Origin of the sequence: Streptomyces neyagawaensis (genome assembly GCF_023516595.1) — a bacterium.
In the GTDB taxonomy this organism is placed as follows: domain Bacteria; phylum Actinomycetota; class Actinomycetes; order Streptomycetales; family Streptomycetaceae; genus Streptomyces; species Streptomyces neyagawaensis.
The window spans coordinates 1-20,768 of the sequence record NZ_JAMGBG010000026.1; the positions used below are offsets into that span (position 1 = coordinate 1).

At 70.8% G+C, this 20,768-nt stretch carries 17 protein-coding genes and 2 tRNA genes; 4 read left to right on the plus strand and 15 right to left on the minus strand.

Annotation, left to right across the window (positions count from 1 at the left end; translation table 11 throughout):
- Positions 1-2,673, minus strand: a 2,673-nt coding sequence (leuS, locus tag M8J73_RS13795; protein WP_249828673.1) for a leucine--tRNA ligase, incomplete at its 3' end; no start/stop codon positions are given.
- Between the two features lie 433 nt (positions 2,674-3,106).
- On the opposite strand from leuS, the gene M8J73_RS13800 reads away from it, so the two are divergent.
- Both M8J73_RS13800 and M8J73_RS13805 read left to right on the plus strand, forming a co-directional pair.
- A complete protein-coding gene (locus tag M8J73_RS13800) occupies positions 3,107-4,492 on the plus strand; it encodes a ferric reductase-like transmembrane domain-containing protein (RefSeq protein ID WP_240501537.1) in 1,386 nt (461 codons plus the stop codon).
- On the plus strand, positions 4,489-6,105 hold the full coding sequence (locus M8J73_RS13805) for an NADH-quinone oxidoreductase subunit NuoF family protein (RefSeq protein ID WP_055540607.1): 1,617 nt from the start codon (positions 4,489-4,491) through the stop codon (positions 6,103-6,105). The genes M8J73_RS13800 and M8J73_RS13805 overlap by 4 nt, the downstream gene beginning before the upstream one ends.
- Before the next feature lie 176 nt (positions 6,106-6,281).
- Here M8J73_RS13805 and M8J73_RS13810 read toward each other — a convergent pair.
- From M8J73_RS13810 to M8J73_RS13850, 9 genes are all read right to left on the minus strand, one after another.
- Positions 6,282-6,354 (minus strand) — tRNA-Ala (locus M8J73_RS13810).
- Between the two features lie 147 nt (positions 6,355-6,501).
- Positions 6,502-6,735, minus strand: coding sequence for a hypothetical protein (locus tag M8J73_RS13815; RefSeq protein WP_005479297.1), 234 nt, complete (start codon positions 6,733-6,735; stop codon positions 6,502-6,504).
- A 397-nt stretch (positions 6,736-7,132) separates the two neighbouring features.
- Positions 7,133-7,205, minus strand: a tRNA-Ala gene (locus M8J73_RS13820).
- Between the two features lie 132 nt (positions 7,206-7,337).
- Positions 7,338-8,006 (minus strand): histidine phosphatase family protein, encoded by a 669-nt coding sequence (locus tag M8J73_RS13825; protein ID WP_055540606.1) that lies wholly within the window; start codon positions 8,004-8,006, stop codon positions 7,338-7,340.
- Positions 8,003-8,449, minus strand: coding sequence for a ribosome silencing factor (gene rsfS / locus M8J73_RS13830; protein WP_055540605.1), 447 nt, complete (start codon positions 8,447-8,449; stop codon positions 8,003-8,005). Before rsfS ends, M8J73_RS13825 begins: the two co-directional genes overlap by 4 nt.
- 165 nt (positions 8,450-8,614) lie before the next feature.
- The gene (locus M8J73_RS13835) at positions 8,615-10,447 is read right to left on the minus strand and encodes an LCP family protein (protein WP_055540604.1); all 1,833 of its coding nucleotides are present in this window, start codon (positions 10,445-10,447) and stop codon (positions 8,615-8,617) included.
- 16 nt (positions 10,448-10,463) lie between these two features.
- A complete protein-coding gene (gene nadD / locus M8J73_RS13840) occupies positions 10,464-11,183 on the minus strand; it encodes a nicotinate-nucleotide adenylyltransferase (protein ID WP_055540603.1) in 720 nt (239 codons plus the stop codon).
- Between the two features lie 58 nt (positions 11,184-11,241).
- Positions 11,242-11,409 (minus strand): hypothetical protein, encoded by a 168-nt coding sequence (locus M8J73_RS13845; RefSeq protein ID WP_099964502.1) that lies wholly within the window; start codon positions 11,407-11,409, stop codon positions 11,242-11,244.
- 123 nt (positions 11,410-11,532) lie between these two features.
- Complete coding sequence (locus M8J73_RS13850; RefSeq protein ID WP_169797882.1) at positions 11,533-11,703, minus strand: hypothetical protein; 171 nt, start codon at positions 11,701-11,703, stop codon at positions 11,533-11,535.
- Positions 11,704-11,801: 98 nt separating this feature from the next.
- On the opposite strand from M8J73_RS13850, the gene M8J73_RS13855 reads away from it, so the two are divergent.
- Entirely contained in the window at positions 11,802-12,929 is a 1,128-nt protein-coding gene (locus M8J73_RS13855) for a M48 family metallopeptidase (protein ID WP_055540602.1), read from the plus strand.
- Positions 12,930-13,043: 114 nt separating this feature from the next.
- Here the strand turns inward: M8J73_RS13855 and M8J73_RS13860 are convergent, their stop codons facing one another.
- The 5 genes from M8J73_RS13860 to proB form a co-directional block, all read right to left on the minus strand.
- Positions 13,044-14,114, minus strand: coding sequence for an SCO2583 family membrane protein (locus M8J73_RS13860; protein ID WP_055540601.1), 1,071 nt, complete (start codon positions 14,112-14,114; stop codon positions 13,044-13,046).
- Positions 14,115-14,215: 101 nt separating this feature from the next.
- Positions 14,216-14,803 (minus strand): SCO2584 family spore wall biosynthesis protein, encoded by a 588-nt coding sequence (locus M8J73_RS13865; RefSeq protein ID WP_055540611.1) that lies wholly within the window; start codon positions 14,801-14,803, stop codon positions 14,216-14,218.
- A gap of 158 nt (positions 14,804-14,961) precedes the next feature.
- Complete coding sequence (locus M8J73_RS13870; RefSeq protein ID WP_055540600.1) at positions 14,962-16,248, minus strand: glutamate-5-semialdehyde dehydrogenase; 1,287 nt, start codon at positions 16,246-16,248, stop codon at positions 14,962-14,964.
- A gap of 88 nt (positions 16,249-16,336) precedes the next feature.
- The gene (locus M8J73_RS13875) at positions 16,337-16,801 is read right to left on the minus strand and encodes a DUF8830 family protein (protein WP_055517653.1); all 465 of its coding nucleotides are present in this window, start codon (positions 16,799-16,801) and stop codon (positions 16,337-16,339) included.
- A gap of 161 nt (positions 16,802-16,962) precedes the next feature.
- A complete protein-coding gene (proB, locus tag M8J73_RS13880) occupies positions 16,963-18,069 on the minus strand; it encodes a glutamate 5-kinase (protein ID WP_055540599.1) in 1,107 nt (368 codons plus the stop codon).
- 388 nt (positions 18,070-18,457) lie between these two features.
- Here proB and M8J73_RS13885 point away from each other — a divergent pair, with 388 nt between their 5' ends.
- Entirely contained in the window at positions 18,458-20,539 is a 2,082-nt protein-coding gene (locus M8J73_RS13885; protein WP_055540598.1) for a CDP-glycerol glycerophosphotransferase family protein, read from the plus strand.
- The last annotated feature ends 229 nt before the right edge of the window (positions 20,540-20,768 follow it).

Here is a 20,768-nt window from a genome sequence, read left to right on the forward strand (position 1 = left end):
CGCCGGGTCGGCGACCGGGAAGTCCTGGTGGACGACGCTGTCGCTGTGGCCCAGCTTGCGCCACAGCTCCTCGGCGATGTGCGGGGCCAGCGGCGCGACCAGCAGGACCAGGGCCTCGGCGACGGACCGCGAGACCGGACCGCCCGTCTTCGTCAGATGGTTGTTCAGCTCGGTGACCTTGGCGATCGCCGTGTTGAAGCGCAGGCCCTCCAGGTCCTGGCGCACCCCGTCGATCGCCTTGTGCAGCGCCCGCAGGGTGTCCTCGCCGGGCTCGGCGTCGACGACCGTGACCTCACCGGTCGCCTCGTCGACGATGTTGCGCCACAGCCGCTGCAGCAGCCGGAACTGGCCCACCACCGCGCGCGTGTCCCACGGCCGGGAGACGTCCAGCGGACCCATCGCCATCTCGTACAGACGCAGGGTGTCGGCGCCGTACTCCTCGCAGATGGACTCCGGGGTGACCGCGTTCTTCAGGGACTTGCCCATCTTGCCCAGCAGCCGGCTGACCTGCTCGCCCTGGTAGTAGAACGCGCCGTCGCGCTCCTCCACCTCGGCGGCGGGCACCGCGAAGCCACGGCTGTCGCGGTAGACGAACGCCTGGATCATGCCCTGGTTGAACAGCTTGTGGAACGGCTCGGCGGACGAGACGTACCCCAGGTCGTACAGGACCTTGGACCAGAAGCGCGCGTACAGCAGGTGCAGCACGGCGTGCTCGGCGCCGCCGACGTACAGGTCGACCCCGCCGTGCGGCCGGCCCTCGCCAGGGCCCATCCAGTAGCGCTCGATCTCGGGGTCGACCAGCTGCCGGTCGTTGTGCGGGTCCAGGTAGCGCAGCTCGTACCAGCAGGAACCGGCCCAGTTGGGCATGGTGTTGGTCTCGCGCCGGTACTTCTTCGGCCCGTCGCCCAGGTCCAGCGTGACGTCGACCCACTCCTCGTTCCGCGACAGCGGAGTCTCGGGCTGGGTGTCGGCGTCGTCCGGGTCGAAGGTGCGGGGCGAGTAGTCCTCGACCTCGGGCAGCTCCAGCGGCAGCATCGACTCGGGCAGGGCGTGGGCGACGCCGTCCTCGTCGTAGACGATCGGGAAGGGCTCGCCCCAGTAGCGCTGGCGGCTGAACAGCCAGTCGCGCAGGCGGAAGTTGACGGTGCCCTCGCCGATGCCGGACCGCTCCAGCCACTCGGTGACGCGCGCCTTGGCCTCGACGACGCCCAGGCCGTCCAGGGAGACGCCCTCACCGGTGGAGTTGACGATCTTCGCGTCGTACGAGACGAAGGCGTCGTCCCACGCCGACGTGTCCGTGCCCCGGTCGTCCGTCGGTTCGACGACGCAGATGATCGGCAGCTCGAAGGCGCGCGCGAACGCGAAGTCGCGCACGTCGTGCGCCGGGACGGCCATGATGGCGCCGGTGCCGTAGCCCATCAGGACGTAGTCGGCGATGAAGACGGGGATCTTCTCGCCGTTGACGGGGTTGGTGGCGTAGGAGCCGGTGAAGACGCCGGTCTTGTCCTTGGCCTCGGCCTGCCGCTCGACGTCGGACTTCGAGGCGGCCTGGGCGCGGTAGGCGGAGACGGCCTCGGCGGGGGTGGCGTGACCGCCGGTCCACACGTCGTGGGTGCCCTCGGGCCAGGCGGCCGGGGTGAACTTGTCGACCAGCGGGTGCTCGGGGGCCAGCACCATGTAGCTCGCGCCGAACAGCGTGTCGGGGCGCGTCGTGAAGACGGTGATGTGCTCGCCGTCGATCGGGAAGTCGACGCGGGCGCCCTCGGAGCGGCCGATCCAGTTGCGCTGCTGCAGCTTGATGGCCTCGGGCCAGTCCAGCTCCTCCAGGTCCTCCAGCAGACGGTCGGCGTACGCCGTGATCCGCATGTTCCACTGGCGCAGCTTGGCCTTGAAGACGGGGAAGTTGCCGCGCTCGGAGCGACCGTCGGCGGTGACCTCCTCGTTGGCCAGGACGGTGCCCAGGCCGGGACACCAGTTGACGGGCGCGTCGGAGGCGTAGGCCAGGCGGTACTCGCCCAGGACGTCGGCGCGTTCGACGGCGCTCAGCGCGTTCCAGGAGCGCCCGCCGGGCACCGCGCGCTCACCCGACTCGAACTGGGCGACCAGTTCGGCGATGGGGCGGGCCTTCCTCGCCTCGTCGTCGTACCAGGAGTTGAAGATCTGCAGGAAGATCCACTGGGTCCACTTGTAGTAGTCCGGGTCGATCGTGGCGAACGACCGGCGCTTGTCGTGGCCCAGGCCCAGCCGGCGCAGCTGGGACTTCATGTTGCTGATGGCGGCCTCGGTGGTGACCCGGGGGTGCTCGCCGGTGGCCACGGCGTGCTGCTCGGCGGGCAGGCCGAAGGCGTCGAAGCCCAGGGTGTGCAGGACGTTGTGGCCGGTCATCCGCTGGTAGCGGGCGAAGACGTCGGTGGCGATGTACCCCAGCGGGTGACCGACGTGCAGGCCCGCACCGGAGGGGTACGGGAACATGTCCATGATGAACTTCTTGGGACGGGCGGCCAGCTCCGGGTCGCCCGCCAGGTCGCCCTTGGGGTTCGGTGCCGCGTAGGTGCCCTCGGCGTCCCAGAAGTCCTGCCAGCGTGCCTCGATCTCGGCCGCGACGGCGGCCGTGTAGCGGTGCGGCGCGGTATCCACCGACGCTCCTGCGGCAGCGGGGTTCGTCTCGCTCATGATCCTCAAAGCTCCATCGATCGTCTCTGCCAGCGGTAGGTGTCGTCCGGAAACGAAAAATCCCCTCGCACAGGAGGGGACGCCGCGCCGATTCCGACCACGCCGTTCATCGGCGGTCGGGACTGATCAGCGCGGCTCGCTAAGCAGAAGGCGTACGGCACGCATGGGCTCAGGGTACCCCAGGGCCCACAGCCGTCGCGACGAGGTTCCGGCCGTCACAGGGCGGGACCAGCGGTGTGTCAGCCACCGGATCCGGCCAAAAAAGTTGAACAAAGTTCAAATCTTACTTCGCGTAACAACCACTAAGGGACATCACCGATGTGAGATTGGCCCTTGATAACAGCGCAATAACTCAAACCACCTACTGCTCGGTTTGGCACCACTTACAGTTCGACGACGGGACCGCTTTCCCGAACTGTTCGGAGTTGCCCCCATGAACCCTCGTCGCAGTAACAGCACGCTGCCCCAGACCGGCCGTTCGGCCTACGGGATCGCGACCGCTGCCGCTCTGCTGCTGATACCCGTAAGTGTGCTGGTCGGAGGTGACGCGTACCGCGAGTTCCTCGACTTCGGCGCCGGCGTCCTCTCGCTGGTGTCGCTGACCCTGTCGGTGCTCTGGGGACTCGTCGCCCAGGACCGCACCCTGCTCAGCGTGCGCCAGCGGATCATCGGCCAGGCCGTCCACCGGACGACCGCCATCGCGTCGGTCGCGTTCCTCGTCCTCCACGTCACCGTCAAGCTGGCGCTGGACCACGTCTCCGCGATCGCCCTGTTCCCCTTCGCCCTCGGCGTGACGGGTACGGGCGCGCTCATCGGCTTCGGCGCGACCGCCGCATCCCTGATGATCTTCGTCGCCATCACCGGCGCACTGCGCAGCAACTTCGCCTCCCCGGCGGAGACCGCAGCGCGCTGGCGGGCGATGCACATGCTGGCCTACGCGGCCTGGTGTTTCGCGCTCGTGCACGGACTCTACGCGGGTCGCGAAGCCAAGCCGATCTTCGTCACCCTCTACTCGCTGGGCCTGGTCGCGGTGGCCGCGGCGCTGCTGCTGCGGGCGGCCCCCCGTTCGGTGAAGCGGCAGTTCATCGAGCGCATCACGGCCGTCCTGGGCACCGACGGCCAGCGTCCCCCCGAGGTCGAGGAACTCGTGAAGTCCCGGGCCGCCCGTCAGGACCCGGGCGGGCGCCGCGAGGACGGACCGCGCGAGTCCCGACAGCGGGAGGCCGGACAGTCGCAGCGGGACACCGGGCAGTTCCCCCTGCCGGGCTTCGGCGGCGGCCAGGCCCCGGGCCCCGCGCTGGGCGACAGCCTCGTCCCCCCGCCCCGCACGGGCGCGTCGGCCGACGGCCCCGGTTTCGCGGCGGCCTACCGCGCCGTGTCGATGACACCGCGCTCCCCGGAGCCGACGGCGCCCTACCTGACCCAGCAGCAGCCCCCGCTGGACATGCAGCCCACGCAGGCCATGCCCCGTCTGGACGACGGTCCGGCCACGGGCACACGCTGGCCGTCCCCGTCCCCGCCGCCGGTCGGCGAGGCGCCCCCGTCGTCGTACGACCCGATGCAGGACACCTTCGCCGGGCAGCCCCTGGGCGGACAGACCCTCGGCGGACAGGCGTACCCGGGCCAGACGTACCAGGGTGAGGCGTACCCCACGGGGGTTCCGGAAAGTTCTTACGGAACCGCTGAGACGAACGCCCCCTACGGCACGTACAACCCGAACGACACGTACAACAGCGGTCCCGCCACTGAAACGCTGCCCGGATACGACCAGCCGGGCTCAGGCGAACCCTGGAACGCGCCTTCCGGAGGCTTTAAGTGAACGAGGCCCTTCCCGACGTCCCCGAAGTCCGTGTGGTGGGTCTCCCCCAGCTCACCTCGGGCTTCGACCTCGTCGAGAGACTCGATCTCCCCATGCACCTGAAGGTGCACGGTCCGCTCGAACCCATGGGCGGGGAGCAGTTGGCCCAGCTCTCCGAGCGGATCAATCTGAAGGGCAGGGGTGGCGCGGGCTTCCCGTTCCACAAGAAGCTGCGCTCGGTCGCCGAGTCGGCGATCAAGCGCGGCATCCGGCCGGTCGTGGTCGTCAACGGCAGTGAGGACGAACCCGCCTGCCGCAAGGACACGGTGCTGATCAACCGTGCCCCGCATCTCATCCTGGACGGCGCCCTGCTGGTCGCGGAGGCCCTGGGCGCCCGCCAGCTGGTCGTCGGGGTGACACGTGAATCCACCCAGCGGTCGATGGAGGCCGCCCTCGCCGAGCGCGGCCTCGGCAACCGGCGCGGCGCGGCCATCCGCGCGAGCGTGCAGCGCAACCCGGTCCGCATGGTCACGGGCGCGGCCGCCTCGCTGATCCGTTCCATCGACGGGGGCCCGGCGATCCCGCCCGGCCGCAAGACCAGCGCGTCCAAGAGCGGTGTCGGAGGCGCGCCGACCCTGCTCTCGAACGCCGAGACCTTCGCCCAGCTCGCCATCGGCGCCCGCATCGGCGCCGAGCGGTACGCCAACACCGGCCTGTACGACGAGCCGGGCACCGTCATGCTCACCGTCTCCGGCGCGGTCGCCCGGCCCATGGTGATCGAGGCACCGACCGGCGTGCCGCTGCGCTACATCCTGCAGCTCGCCGGCGCGCCGCCGGTCCCGCAGGGTGTGCTGACGGGCGGCTACCACGGCAAGTGGATCGACGCGGCGACGGTCAACGAGGCGGTCGTCTCCCGCAACTCCCTGGACGCGGTGGGCGGTGCGCTCGGCGCGGGCGCGATCCTGCCGATCAGCCAGGACACCTGCCCGCTCGGCGAGTCGCTCCAGGTCGCCAAGTGGCTCGCCGAGGAGAGCGCGGGGCAGTGCGGTCCCTGCTACCTCGGTCTGCCGGCCGCCGCGCGCGGCATGGAGGACATCCTCAACGGCGGCGGACCGGCCGCCCTGGAGGCCCTCAAGCAGGTCGCCAAGAACGTCAAGCGGCGCGGGGCGTGCTCGCACCCCGACGGCTCCGCGATGTTCCTGGAGTCGACCATCAAGGCCTTCACCGACGACCTCGCCGCCCATGTCCTCGGCAACGGCTGCGGGCGGCCCGTGGAAGGTGTCCTGCCGCTGTTCGAGGGCGGCAGGGGACCGACGGGCCTCCCGGGCGGCGCGAGCCAGGAGGATTCCGGCGCGAGCCGCCAGAAGATCTTCGTCGACTGGACGCTGTGCCGGGGCCACGGCCTGTGCGCCGACATCCTCCCGGAGGTCTTCCAGCTGGGCGCCGACGGCTTCCCCACGGTCGCCCAGGCGAAGGTCCCGCAGTACGCCGAGGCGAAGGCGCTGCGCGCGGTGCGGCGCTGCCCGGCGCTGGCCCTGCGCATCGAGGAGGACACCCGGGGCAACGCCCCGTCCCGCAACCTCCCGGTCCTCTCCCAGGGCCGCGGCCGCCGGGCTCTGGGCAGCGGCCGCTGAGACCCCGCTGAAGCGACGCGAGGGCGGGCCACCCCGGTACGGGGTGGCCCGCCCTTTTCCGTCCTCCTGGGCGCCGTCACAGGCGCTCTCAGGCCCCGCCGTACGGCCGGCGGCCGGCACTCCGAAACATCGTCAACAACGCGAAGACCCCGTCCACTTGGACGGGGTCTTGTCTGTGGAGCTAAGGAGAATTGAACTCCTGACCTCCTGCATGCCATGCAGGCGCTCTACCAACTGAGCTATAGCCCCTTGCTGTTTCCGCCGGGTTCCCCCGGCGACATCGCCAACTTTACCGGTCCCCGCGCCGACCACCAAATCCTTTCCGACCGGCGCACCTTATGGGCGATTTCAGCGCATTACGCCCGTTGTTGAGGCGTCGAGTTGGCACCCGGCCCGTCAGGCGGTCACGAACGAGTAGAAGCGCTTGAGCGTGCAGTGCTCCTCGAGGAGCCGGCCGTAGATCGGCTCGCCCTCGAGCTCGCGGTACGTCTCGATGGGGTCGCCTTTTATGATCAGCGCCCGGGCGCATTCCTCGCACCAGTACTGGTAGTCGGCGTTGACGGGTTCCATGTCGCGGACGATCGGGGTGCCGCTGCCGCACCAGTCGCATTTCCTCCTGTGTGCGCCCATCGATCAGCTCCAGCTGTGGCCGCAGGCCGTGCACACGTAGGAAATACCTCCGTTGTCACCGAGTACTTGGGCAACGTGGAGCGAGCCGCAGGAAGGGCACAGGAGGGTGGTCTTGCTCCGCATCATCACAGCGGCGGGAAGGTCGTGGACCTTCCCGCGGATGCTCGCAGGCATCGCTTCTCCCTCCCGTCGGGCCGCGCCCCCTTCCGGCCGTTTGATTCTGCCACGGCCGGACCAATACGGTCAGCGACGCCTTCGTACCAGTCCGGACACGCGGCAGGAAAGAAGGTCGTCCGCAGAGGTATACGCCCGTGGGGCGCCCCGCACTCAAGGAGGTCACGGATCTCACACGAAAAATCCCGCCCCCTGCCGGGAACGGGATCTTCTGTCCGATCTGTGGAGCTAAGGAGAATTGAACTCCTGACCTCCTGCATGCCATGCAGGCGCTCTACCAACTGAGCTATAGCCCCTTGCCCCATGCGGCCGAAGCCGTATGGTGTTTCGCCCCGCTCGGCGGGGCGAACAAGAAGAACTTTAGCCTGCGACCTGCCGGAAAGTGAAATCCGGGCCGCGGCCCCGCCGCCGGGGCCCCGCGCGGCCGCTCAGTCGTCGTCGCCGAGCACCGGCTCCGGGAGGGTGCCGGCGTTGTGCTCCAGCAGACGCCAGCCGCGGGCGCCCTCGCCGAGGACGGACCAGCAGCAGTTGGAGAGGCCGCCGAGGCTCTCCCAGTGGCGCGGCTCCAGGCCGAGCAGGCGCCCGATGGTGGTGCGGATGGTGCCGCCGTGGCTGGTGACCACGAGGGTGCCGTTCTCCGGGAGCTTGTCGGCGTGCCGGAGCACCACGGGGGCGGCACGGTCGGCGACCTCGGTCTCCAGTTCACCGCCGCCGCGGCGGACCGCCTCGCCGCGCTTCCACGCGCCGTACTCCTCGCCGTACCGGGCGATGATCTCGTCGTGCGTGAGGCCCTGCCACACGCCCGCGTACGTCTCCCGCAGGCCCTCGTCGTGCGTGACCTCCAGGCCGGTGAGCGCGGCCAGCTCGGCGGCCGTCCGCGCGGCGCGCTGAAGGTCGGAGGCGATGATCGCGTCGGGCTTGAGGGAGGCGAGCAGCCGGGCGGCGCGGCGGGCCTGGCCGAGGCCGGTCTCGGTGAGCTCGACGTCGGTGGTGCCCTGGAAGCGGCGCTCCACGTTCCACGAGGTCTGGCCGTGCCGCCACAGGATGATCCGGCGCCCGCGGCCCTTGCGGTCGGCCTGCTCGGCCCCCGGGGTCATCGCAGCTCCCCGCCCAGCTCGGCGGCCTCCTCGGCGGCCTGGAGCTTCGCGTGCTCCGCGGCCTTGCCCTTGGTGGCCTGCGCGTCGGCGGGCAGCTCCAGCTCGGGGCAGTCCTTCCAGAGCCGCTCCAGGGCGTAGAAGACGCGCTCCTCGCTGTGCTGGACGTGTACGACGATGTCGACGTAGTCCAGCAGCACCCAGCGGGCCTCGCGGTCGCCCTCACGGCGGACCGGCTTGGCGCCGAGCTCCTTGTTCAGCCGCTCCTCGATCTCGTCGACGATCGACTTGACCTGGCGGTCGTTGGGCGCGGAGGCGAGCAGGAAGGCGTCCGTGATGGAGAGCACATCGCTGACGTCGTACGCGATGATGTCGTGCGCGAGCTTGTCGGCGGCCGCCTGTGCGGCGGTGTGGATGAGCTCGAGGGAGCGGTCGGTGGCGGTCACTACATGGCTTTCCGTAGGCGGTCAGGAACCCTCACGGGCTACCACAAGGGTCTCACGGACCATGGACACAGCCCCACGGGTTAAGCGATCAGGCCCCGGGGCGCCGCCGTCGAGGCGCGGCTCCGGGGCCTGATCGCGATCGCTGTCGTTCCGAGGGGGTGACGGTCAGCCGGTGGTCCCGGTCGTCCCCGTAGTACTCGTGGCGCCCGTGGTGCCGGTCGTACCCGTGGTACCCGCGCCGGTGGTGCCCGTCGTGCCCGTGCCGCTCGTGCCCGTCGGGTCCGTCGTCTCGTAGTTCTGTCCGAGGACTACGGTGACGTCGGCGTTGGACGTGGTCTCGCCCTTCTTGACGGCGCTCGCGGGGAGGCCGAGGGTCTTGGCGACCTCGACGGCGTCCCGCTTGCGGGCCGCGTCGGAGTAGAGCACCCGGGAGGTGGTCTCGGCGGTGCCGACGGTGCCGGCGTCGAGGAAGGTGTAGCCGCCGTTGAGCAGGACCACGCGGGCCTGTTCGGTGGCGTCCTTGTCGCCGGTGGCGTTGCGGATGCCGACCCGGACGGTGTCCCCGGCCTCGGGGCTCCTGGCGGTGCCGCCGAGCAGCTTCTTGACCACGCCGTCGGAGGCCTCGGCGCTGAGGGTGCCGTCCTGCTGGACGGGGAGCAGCTCGGACGTGTAGTCGCCGCCCTTGGCGCGGTCGGCGAGCTTGGCGAGGAACGCGCCGAGGTCCTTCTCGCCGAGCGACGGGTCGAGGATCTGGCCGAGGGTCTGCACGGTGACCGTGGCCGCCTGGGCGTCGGAGGACAACTTGCGCAGCACGCCCTGCATGACCTGCCCGAACCGCTTCAGCTGGGCGTCCTGCGACTCGCCGGAGGCCCGGTAGGTGGCGTACGCGACGGCCATCTTGCCGCTGAGCGTCTGGTTCTCGCCCTTGGTGACGAGGGGCGCCTCGCCCTTCTTCTTCGCCTGCGGGTCCGGTACCGAGGTGTTGGTGTCGAGGTCGATGTTGCCGACGAGTTCGACGAGGTTGCTCAGGAAGGGGGTGTCCAGGCGCCAGGTGCCCTCGATGTCGGTGCCGAGGACGGTGTCGAGTTCCTCGCGGGTACCGGCGGAGCCGTCGTCCTCGACGGACTTGGCGAGGGTGGTCGTGGTGCCGTCGTCGCCGGTCAGGGCGAGGGAGTTGGGCAGCAGGACGGTCGCGCCCCGCTTGGTGGTGGCGTTGTCGACGAGCAGCGCCGTGGAGGTGCCGCCCTTCTTGGTGTCGTGCAGGTGGACGGCGATGACGTCGCGCTTCTGGGCGCCCGCGGCGGTCGTCGTGCCGGTCTTCTGGTCGGCGGAGGAGCCGGGCAGCACGCCCGCGAACCACAGATAGCCGACGCCGCCGACCGCGACCAGCGCCAGCACGACCACGAGGGCGATCATGCGGCTCTTGGCGCGCCGCTTGGCCTCCTCACGGCGCTCGGTGCGGTTCTCGGTGAAGTTCAGCCAGTCGATGACGTCCTCGGAGTCGCCGTCGGGCTGGTCGACGAAGGCGAACTGCTCGGTGCGGTACTCCGGGTCGCCGGCCTCCGCTCCGGCCTCGGGACCGCCGTCCTCGGTGGTCTCCTGCGGGCCCGTCTGCTGCGGGATGTGGGCGGTCTGCTCGGTGACCGGGGCCTGATGGTCGGTGACCGCGGTCTGCCCGTACGGGTCGTAGGGGTCGTACGCGGGTGCCGGTGCCTGCTGGCCCGTGTCGTAGGCGGTGCCGTAGCCCTGGCTGGGCTGCTGCTGGACCTGGCCGGTCGCGTACGGGTCGTACCCGTAGCCCTGGCCGTACCCACCCTGTCCGTAGTTCTGGGCGTAGCCCTGGCCGTAGTCCTGCTGCTGCCCGTAGGGGTCGTACGTCTGTTGCTGAGGCACCTGCTGGGTGGGCGCCTGTCGGTACACCGGCTGTCCGAACTCGTCGTAGCCGACGAGTTCGTACGGCTGGTCGCCCCCGTGGCCAGCGTCGTATCGGTCGTTCACCGGTGCCCCTCTCGGCTCACTCGCCGCGGTACAGCTGCCGCTTGTCGATGTAGCGCACCACTCCGTCCGGCACCAGATACCAGACGGGGTCGCCCTTCGCGACCCTCGCACGGCAGTCCGTGGACGAGATGGCCAGCGCCGGAACCTCAACGAGCGTGACCCCGCCCGCGGGCAGGCCCGGGTCGGCCAAAGTGTGGCCGGGACGGGTGACCCCGATGAAGTGCGCGAGGGAGAACAGTTCCTCGGCGTCGCGCCAGGTGAGGATCTGGCCGAGCGCGTCGGCGCCCGTGATGAAGAAGAGGTCCGTGTCCGGGTTGAGTTCGTGCAGCTCGCGCAGGGTGTCGATGGTGTACGTGGGGCCCTTGCGGTCGACGTCGATGCGGCTGACGGAGAACTGGGGGTTCTCGGCCGTCGCGATGACCGTCATCAGGTACCGGTCCTCGGCGGCCGACACCGTGCGGTGGGACTTCTGCCAGGGCTGGCCGGTCGGTACGAACACGACCTCGTCCAGACCGAACTGCGCGGCGACCTCCTGGGCCGCGACGAGGTGCCCGTGGTGGATCGGGTCGAACGTTCCGCCCATGACGCCGAGGCGCCTGCGCCCCGTCGGCTTCGTGTTCGAGGGGGTGTCTTCCGGTGCCGAGCCGGTGCTGTCGGCCCGGCCGCCGGTGGTCTCGTGCGCCTGGTCGTTCGCCGTGTCGGGCTCCGGACCGGTAGGCGGTTCCTGCTCTCCCATGCGTCGAGACACTACCGGCCCGGCGGACACACTCTGTTCGAATGACCTTTTGCGCGGATCAGCGGTCCCGGTTGAAGCGCGTGGTGATCCACAGCAGCAGGAGCAGGGCGAAGAGGGCTCCGCCGCCGGTCAGGTACGGGCTGAGGCTCTCGTGGTTGCCGCCGTGCTCCCCGCCGCCCTCGGCGGCGAAAGTGACCAAGTCGGCAGCGGTGCTGTGGAAGCTCATCGTCGGCAGGACCTATCCGTGTGGGATCGGGATAAAGACTCGGCCCATCGTAAGCGGGGGCCGCGTCGGCGATCACGCCGACTCCGCCCCTGAATGAACGGGCGGGGCTCCGTCTCCGTACCGTCAGTCGTCCCGCTTGTATCCACGCAGGAGGAACCAGGCCAGCAGGACCGACCCCAGGACCATCACGATCAGCACCACACGCAGCAGGTTTCCCGCGCCCTGCTCCTTGGCGGCGGCGCCCGCGGCCTCGGTGAACCAGGGGGCCGCCGTGACGTGGGGGAGATGCTCCATGAGATCGCTCCTTACGGTTGATGCCCTGCCACGGTAACTCCGCCTAGGCTGGTCTCCGCTTCGGGGGCAATATGGGCAATCAAACGCATGGGGGAAACATGCCGGACGACAGCCACGAGCAGAACGGGCACGAGAACGTGCCGAGCAGGCAGCGCAGGCGCTTCGAGGGAATCTCCTCGCGGGCGTACGAACACCCCGCGGACCGCTCGGCGCTGGTGGCGCTGCGCAAGCTCAGCGGCTTCGACACGGTGTTCAAGGCACTCAGCGGTCTGCTGCCCGAACGCAGCCTCAGGCTGCTGTTCCTGTCCGACTCCGTACGGGTCTCGGACCAGCAGTTCGCGCACCTCAACGACATGCTGCGGGACGCCTGTTACATCCTGGACCTGGAGAAGGTCCCGCCGATGTACGTCAACCAGGACCCGCAGCCGAACGCGATGTGCATCGGCCTGGACGAGCCGATCATCGTCGTGACGACCGGGCTCGTCGAGCTGCTCGACGAGGAGGAGATGCGGGCCGTCATCGGTCACGAGGTGGGCCACGCCCTCTCCGGCCACTCGGTGTACCGCACGATCCTGCTGTTCCTGACCAGCCTCGCGCTGAAGGTCGCCTGGATCCCGCTCGGCAACCTCGCGATCATGGCGATCGTGACCGCGCTGCGTGAGTGGTTCCGCAAGTCGGAGCTGTCCGCCGACCGTGCCGGGCTGCTGGTCGGCCAGGATCTGAAGGCCTCGATGCGCGGTCTGATGAAGATCGCGGGCGGCAACCATCTGCACGAGATGAACGTCGACGCGTTCCTCGCGCAGGCCGAGGAGTACGAGGCCGGGGGCGACCTGCGCGACTCCGTGCTGAAGATCCTCAATGTGCTGCCCCGCTCGCACCCCTTCACCACCGTGCGCGCGGCCGAGCTGAAGAAGTGGGCGGAGTCCCGCGACTTCCAGCGGATCATGGACGGCCACTACCCGCGGCGCAGCGAGGACAGGGACACCTCGGTGACCGACTCCTTCCGTGAGTCGGCGGAGCACTACACGAACCATGTGAAGAGCTCCAAGGACCCGCTGATGAAGCTGGTCACGGACATCGCGGGCGGCGCGGGCGACCTCGGCGGCCGGGTGCGGCGCGGCTTCAGCGGCTTCGCCAACGGCGGCGGCTCGGCGGCCGGCGGCACGGCGTCGGGCGGCGGTACGACCACGGACACCGCCGAGGACAGGCGCCCGGACGACGAGTGACGCGGCGGACACCGCCGGTGCGCTGAGAGCGCCCGGCCCGGAGGTTCCCCTCCGGGCCGGGCGCTTCGTCGTGGTCACCCCTTCTGCGTCGTGGTCACTCCGTCGGCCTCGTGGTCACAGCTTCGGCTGGGTGCTCTGGGCCAGGGAGCCGCACAGGGCGGGGGCGTCGCCGGTGGCGTACGGGTCGGTGCCGGCCGGGCCGCCGGCCTTGTCCCGCTGGCCGGCGAGCAGCGGCCGCAGATGGTTCGTGGCGTCGTCGGCGCAGGCCAGCGGTCCGGCCTGGACGTAGGAGACGACGACCTCGGCCTGGCGGGTGCGCAGGTCGTCCTGGTCGAAGCGGAAGTGCAGCTCGCGCCGCACGGTGAACAGGGACGCCTCGGCCCCTGCCCGGGGGCCCGCCGGGCGCAGCGCGTACACGAAGGTGTGCGCGGCGACGACCTCCAGCGTGCCGGAGTCGAACTCCGCCGCCTGGAGGGTGCCCTGGACGCGGATCCTGGTGTCGGCGAGCTGGGCGCGGGAGGGGTCGAAGCGGACCAGCCAGCCGGTGGGCGCGTGGCGTCCGTCGGCGGTGGGGTGGTCGAAGCTCTGGTCGAACTGGTCGAGCTGGTCGGAGTCGAGCAGCCGTCGTACCGGCTCGACGGTGGTGCCGGCGAGCACCTGCGGGTCGAGCGCGGAGGCGACCAGGTACTCCTTGGCGACGGTCAGCGAGGTCACGACCTGGCTGTCGGAGAAGTGCTCGGTGCGGCGGGTGGCCGGCATCGTGATCCCGTCGGCGCCGGTGCGGAAGTGGGCGGCGGGACTTTTCTCGTACAGCTTTTCGGGGTCGGCGGCGCCCGGGACCGGTGCCTGGGGGGCCAGCGGGATCACCGTCATCCGCAGCGGCTCGGTGGGAGTCGTGGCCCGGGGTTGGTACGGATGGCGGACGCCCATGTAGATGGCGGTGCCGAAGGCGACGGCGATCAGCAGGACGAGGATCAGTGCCTGCCGGGAGAAGCCGCGGCGCACGGGCGGGCGGCGGCGGACGGCGGGGGCGTGGTCGGTGAGGCGTTCCTGGGCGGAGAACTCCTGGAGACGGGCAGCGCGAACGAACGATTCGTCGAACACGACGGATCGGTATTCGTCCTCGCCTCCACCGCCGGGGGTGCCCTCGGGTGTCCCCTCAGGTGGGTCTCCAGGCCCGCCCATACCTTCAGGGTAGGTCTGCCGGAGCTCCGATAAACGCCGAGGTGCGCGACAACTTCTGACAGGTTCTCACCAGGTTTTCGAACGTCTCGTCGAACCGGCTGTCAGGGTTGGCGTGGGACCGCCGGGGCCGCCGGGGCCGCCGACTGGGAGTAGTCCGCGGAGGCCGAGGGACCGGCCGAGGGGCCCTGTTCGACTCCGGTGGTGGCGGGGGGCGGGGCCTCGTCGCCACGGCTGGAGGAGGCACCGCGGTAGACCGCGGTGAAGGCCAGCGCGACCATGCCGATGCCCATGACCAGGGCGAGGAGCCAGGCGACGGGGCGGTGCCAGCGGGTCTGCTTGCCGTAGGGCCCGTCGGAGCCGAAGCGGCCCTCCAGGATCTCGGGGTCGTCGAGATCGTCGAGGTCGGGGTCGTGGCCGAAGTCCGGGCCGTCGGCGAAGCCGTCGTCGTAGTCGTCGCCGCGGGGGCCTCTGGAGTGGGCCCGGCGGGCCTCGGCCTCCTGGGCTGCGGCACGGGCCTCCGCGGCGGCGAGCAGCCGCTCGACCGCGGTCGGCTCATGGACCACGGCCGCCCGTACGAAGTCCTCGTCGAAGACCACGGAGGCGAACTCTTCGTCCATACCTCCGCGGTCGTGGTCGTCGTCGGGCTCCCAGCCGTCAGGGAACGGCGTGCCCCCCACGTCCTCCGGCACGGATCCAGAGTAGACCGGGGTGGTCAATTTGGGCAGACGGTAAGGAAATTCATCCGTTCCGCTCAGCGGGTCACCGGTCGTTCCCCGGGAACGGACCGGCGCCCCACGGGGCGCGTACGCCCCGCCGGGCGCCGTGCGCGCCGGGTGTCGGCCGGATATCAGCGGCGTACGTGCCCGTCGCCCGTGACGATGTACTTGGTGCTGGTCATCTCGGGCAGGCCCATCGGACCGCGGGCGTGCAGCTTCTGGGTGGAGATGCCGATCTCCGCGCCGAAGCCGAACTGGCCGCCGTCGGTGAAGCGGGTGGAGGCGTTGACGGCGACGGTCGTGGAGTCCACCAACTGGGTGAAGCGGCGGGCGGCCTGCTGGGAGGTCGTCACGATCGCCTCGGTGTGCCCGGAGCTCCACAGCCGGATGTGCTCCACGGCCCGGTCCAGCGAGTCGACGACGGCGGCGGCGATGTCGTACGAGAGGTACTCGGTCTCCCAGTCCTCCGTGGTGGCCTCGACGACCGTGGCGCGGGTCTCCTTGGCGTACGCGAGGACCCGCTCGTCGCCGTGGACGGTGACGCCGGCGTCGGCGAGGGCGTCGAGGGCGCGGGGCAGGAACTCGGGCGCGATGTCCTGGTGGACCAGGAGGGTCTCGGCGGCGTTGCAGACGCTGACCCGCTGGGCCTTGGAGTTGATCAGGATCTCGACCGCCGTGTCGAGGTCGGCGTTCGCGTCGACGTAGACATGGCAGTTGCCGGTGCCGGTCTCGATCACCGGGACGGTGGACTCCTCGACGACCGTGCGGATCAGGGAGGCGCCGCCGCGCGGGATGAGCACGTCGACCAGGCCGCGGGCGCGCATCAGCTCGCGCACGGAGTCACGGCTCTCGCCGGGGACGAGCTGGATGGCGTCGGCGGGCAGTCCGGCGCCGCCGACGGCGTCGCGCAGGACGCGGACGAGGGCGGTGTTGGACTCGTAGGCGGAGGACGAGCCGCGCAGCAGGACCGCGTTGCCCGACTTCAGGCAGAGGGCGGCGGCGTCGACGGTGACGTTGGGGCGGGCCTCGTAGATGATGCCGACGACACCGAGCGGGACGCGGACCTGGCGCAGGTCGATGCCGTTCGGCAGGGTCGAGCCGCGGACGACCTCGCCGACCGGGTCGGGCAGCGCGGCGACGTCGCGCACATCGGCGGCGATCGCGCGGATCCGCTCGGGGGTGAGCGTCAGCCGGTCGATGACCGACTCGCTGGTGCCGGCCTCGCGGGCGCGCTCGATGTCCTTGGCGTTGGCCTCGACGATTTCACTCGTACGGACTTCCAGCGCGTCGGCGATGGCGAGCAGCGCGTCGTCCTTGTCGGCGCGCGGGAGCGGCGCGAGGTCGGCGGCGGCGGCCTTGGCGCGATAGGCGGCCCGGGTGACCGGGGACATGGAGTCGTACGGCGAAAGCGTGGTCATAGGGGAAGGGTAGTGCGCCGCGGGAGACGGCCCCAGTCGCCGTCCCACAAGCCGAGACACCCCCGGACGCACCCCCGCGCGGCGCGCCCTAGTAGGGGTGGACGCCGACGCGGGCCGCCGGTGGGGGGCCGTAGCCCTCGGCGATGCGCAGGTGGTAGGTCTGGCGGTCGATGACCTCCAGACCGACGATCTCCCAGGGCGGCAGTCCGGCCGTGCGGCGGTGCTCGCCCCACAGGCGCAGGGCGACGGCGGCCGCGTCGTGGAGGTCGCGGGCCTCCTCCCAGTAGCGGATCTCGGCGTGGTCGTTGGCGTAGCGGCTGGTCAGCAGGAAGGGGTGGTCGTGGGCGAGCTGTTCCAGGCCGCGCCGCACCTCCTTCAGCGGGGCCTCGGGCCCGGAGACGCTCAGCGTGACGTGCCACAGCCGGGGCAGGTCCTGCGGCTCCTCGGCGCCGCCCTCGTACGCGTCCGAGGAGGTGACGCTGGTGAGCGTCCGCTCCTCGCCTGCCGCACGGGAGGTACCACCACCACGGGACGCCGTGGCCCCGGGGCGCACTCGTCTCACGACGGCCTCCTTCGCAACGATCCGGGCTTCGCATGGGGTGGTGCGGAATGCCCCTGGGACAAAGTTGAGCAGGCTCAGGGGCTCCATGGGGCGGTTTTACGGAACGCACACCGGCGCGGGCCGTGCTGCGGCACCCTTCGCGGGGCGGCTGGTCAGGGGTGCAGGAGCACCAGGTCGTCCCTGTGTACGACCTCTCGTTCGTACGCGGGACCCAGCTCGCGCGCCAGTTCCCGGGTCGAGCGGCCGATCAGCTGGGGGATCTCCTTGGCGTCGAAGTTGACCAGCCCGCGGGCCACGGCCCGACCCGCGCCGTCACGCAGCTCGACCGGGTCCCCGGCGCTGAAGTCCCCGTCGACGGCCGCGATGCCGGCCGGCAGCAGCGACTTGCGGCGCTCGACGACCGCGCGCACGGCGCCGTCGTCCAGGGTGAGCGCGCCCTGCGGGGTGGACGCGTGCTGGAGCCACAGCAGCCGGTCGGCGGAGCGCTTCCCGGTGGGGTGGAAGTAGGTGCCGGTGTCACGGCCGGCGAGGGCGTCCGCGGCGTGGATGGCGCTGGTCAGGACCACGGGGATGCCCGCGCCCGTGGCGATCCCGGCCGCCTCGACCTTGGTGACCATGCCGCCGGTGCCGACGCCGGCCTTGCCCGCGCTGCCGATCTCCACGTGCGCGAGGTCCTCGGGACCCCGTACCTCCGCTATCCGCGAGGTGCCCGGACGGCTGGGGTCGCCGTCGTACACGCCGTCGACGTCCGAGAGCAGGACCAGCAGGTCGGCGCGGACGAGGTGGGCGACGAGGGCGGCGAGACGGTCGTTGTCACCGAAGCGGATCTCGTCCGTGGCCACGGTGTCGTTCTCGTTGACGACGGGCAGCGCGCCCATCGCGAGGAGCTTGTCGAGGGTGCGGGAGGCGTTGCGGTGGTGGGAGCGGCGGCTCATGTCGTCGGAGGTGAGGAGCACCTGGCCGACGCGGATGCCGTAGCGGGCGCAGGAGGCCGTGTAGCGGGCCACCAGGAGCCCCTGGCCGACGCTGGCGGCGGCCTGCTGCCGGGCGAGGTCCTTGGGGCGGCGGCGCAGGCCCAGCGGCGCGAGCCCGGCGGCGATGGCACCGGACGAGACGAGGACGATCTCCTTCTCTCCCCCGCTGCGGGCCTTGGCGAGGACGTCCACGAGGGCGTCCACCCGGTCCGCGTCGAGGCCCCCGGAGGCCGTCGTCAGTGACGAGGAGCCCACCTTGACGACGATCCGGTGGGCTTCCGCCACTCCCTGCCTTGCCGCTGACACCTGTATCCCCAATGTTCCGAACCAGCCCGGTGTGTGCAGTGCGCAATCTACGGGAGCTGCCGGGCCGGACGCGTCCTCATTTCGAGGGGCGGACGGCACGCGCCCACCCGGTCCGGCGCCGAGCCCCCGCGGGGCGGAACGTGAGAAACACCTCGTGGTTCAGGGCGATATGACCGATTGCTGGTGACTGATCTCACGGGAGATTGCTCCTCGACCGCCCTAGGTCATACGGTCAGGATCGGCCTTCCTCATCTCGTGCGGCATTCCAGGGTCGGAAGGCGCCCGGGGGTGCGCGCACCGCGGCGGGCCACCCCCACTACTCTCATTCCCCCTTCCGTCCGTCGCATCCTCCGCAGGAGCCCCGCCCGTGCCCTCCGCAGGCCTCGTACCCCGCCGCATCGTGCAGCTGTCCGCGCTGTTCGCGATGTTCGCGCTCTTCACGGTCCAGATCGTCTCCGCGCTGCTGCCGAACATTCCCCTGTTCGTCGCTGCCGGCGCGGCGGGCCTCGTCCTGGACACGTATCTGCAGTACCGGGACCCCGGACTCCTCGCGCTGCTGGGCAAGGTCCGCTTCGACGCGCTGGTGCGCCAGCTGCTGCGCGACATGCTGATCCTGGTGGGCCTGCTGCGCATCGACGGCATCGACCCGCTGCGCGAACAGGCACCGCTGCTGGTCGGCCTGTGCCTCTTCTACGCGGTGCACTTCGCCTGCCAGGGCGTCTCCGTGCTGGTCCGCCGCACCCGGACGCTGCCGATCGTCACGCGCAACATCGACGCCTCCGCGCTGCGCCTGACCGCCGCGCCGCCGCGCATCCTGGCCCGCCGCCAGGCCCACCGCCTGCTGACCTTCTCGCTGCCGATCACCGCCGGTCTGCTGACCACGGCGGCCACGAAGGACGCCACCTGGGGCGGTCTCGGCCTCGGCTTCGGCCTCACCCTCCTCGTCGGGGGCACGGCGTACCTGGCGACCTGGCTGCTGCCCAAGAAGCGGGCCAAGAGCGAGCAGCAGGTCATGGAGTGGCTGGACGCGTGGCTGGAGCGCTACCAGCCGACCGTCGCCATGTACTTCTCCGGCGGCACGACCTCGGCGTACCAGGCGAACATGTGGCTCTCCACGCTGTCCCAGCTGGACAAGCCGCTGATCGTGCTGCGTGAGCGCTTCATGGTCCAGAAGATCGACGCGACCGACGTCCCGATCATCTGCTTCCCGAAGGTCGCGACGATGTTCTCCCTGGAGAACTCGACCCTGAAGATGATGCTGCACCCGGCGAACGCCGCGAAGACCTCCCAGGTGCTGCGCATCCCCACCATCAAGCACGCCTTCATCAACCACGGCGAGAGCGACAAGCTGTCCTCCTGCAACCCGTACGCGAAGGCGTACGACGAGGTGTGGGTCGCCGGTCCCGCCGCGCGCGAGCGGTACGCACTCGCCGAGGTCGGTGTCGAGGACAAGGACATCGTCGAGGTGGGCCGCCCACAGCTGGCCCCGATCCGCCCGTACGCGGGCCCGCCGACCGGCACGTACACGACCGTCCTGTACGCCCCCACCTGGGAGGGCTGGGACGGCAACCCCGGCAACACCTCGGTGGTCCTGGCCGGTGAGAACATCGTCCGCGCGCTGCTCGCCGACGACAAGGTCCGGCTGCTGTACAAGCCGCACCCGATGACCGGCTCGGTCGACCCGCGCGCGGGTGCCGCGAACGAGCGCATCAAGGCGATGATCCGCGAGGCCAACACGAAGCGGTCGGGGGCCCGGCCGGGTGCCGACGCCGCCGAGGAGCTGGCGCGCCGCACGACCGAGCTGGACAGGCTGACGTCGACGTCGTTCCGGCCCAGCGCGGACGAGATGGAGCGGATGCTGCTCCAGGGCACGCCGAGCGGTGACCGTGAGGCGGCCATCGCCGAGGCCACGCTGGCCTGGGAAAAGGCGTACTGGGCGTCGTTCCCCGAGTGGGAGCACCTCGTCATCACCGAGGCCCGGCCGGCGATCTTCGCCTGCTTCAACGCGTCCGATCTGCTCATCAGCGATGTCTCGTCGGTGGTGTCGGACTGGCTGTCCAGCGAGAAGCCGTACGCCGTGGGCAACACGTCCGGGCTGCCGGAGGCGGCGTTCCGCGCGGCGTTCCCGACCGTGTCGGCGGGTGTCGTGATCGCGCCGGACGCGCGCGAGGTGCCGGGGCTGCTGGACGCGGTGCGCAACCCGGAGAAGGACCACTTCACCAAGGCCCGCGCCGATCTGAAGGAGCAGCTGCTCGGTCCGTCGGACCCGCCGTCCATCGTCCGGTTCGGCGCGGCCGTCCGGACGCTATGCGCCAAGGCCGACGACCGCCGGGTCCGTATGGAATCCCGCCTCGCCAACGAGATCCCCTCTCCCCGCGAGTCCCGGGACGAGGTGGCGGTCGAGGGGGAGGCCAGCGACGCGGCCGAGGACGCGGAGGCGCTCCGCTAGGTTCAGCCGAAGGGCCCCGGTGGCGTTGTGCCGCCGGGGCCCTTTGCTGTTCGCGGGGGGGGTGGGTTTGGTGTCTGCCGCTCGGGGGGGTGCCTCTATGTCCTTCGTCAAGGCCCGGCTGGTCATGCGGTGGCTGCTTCGGGGAGCCGTGATTCGTAGAAGGTGCCGTCGCGGAGCATGGCGAACAGGACGCTGATGCGCTGCCGGGCGAGGCGGAGGAGGGCCTGGG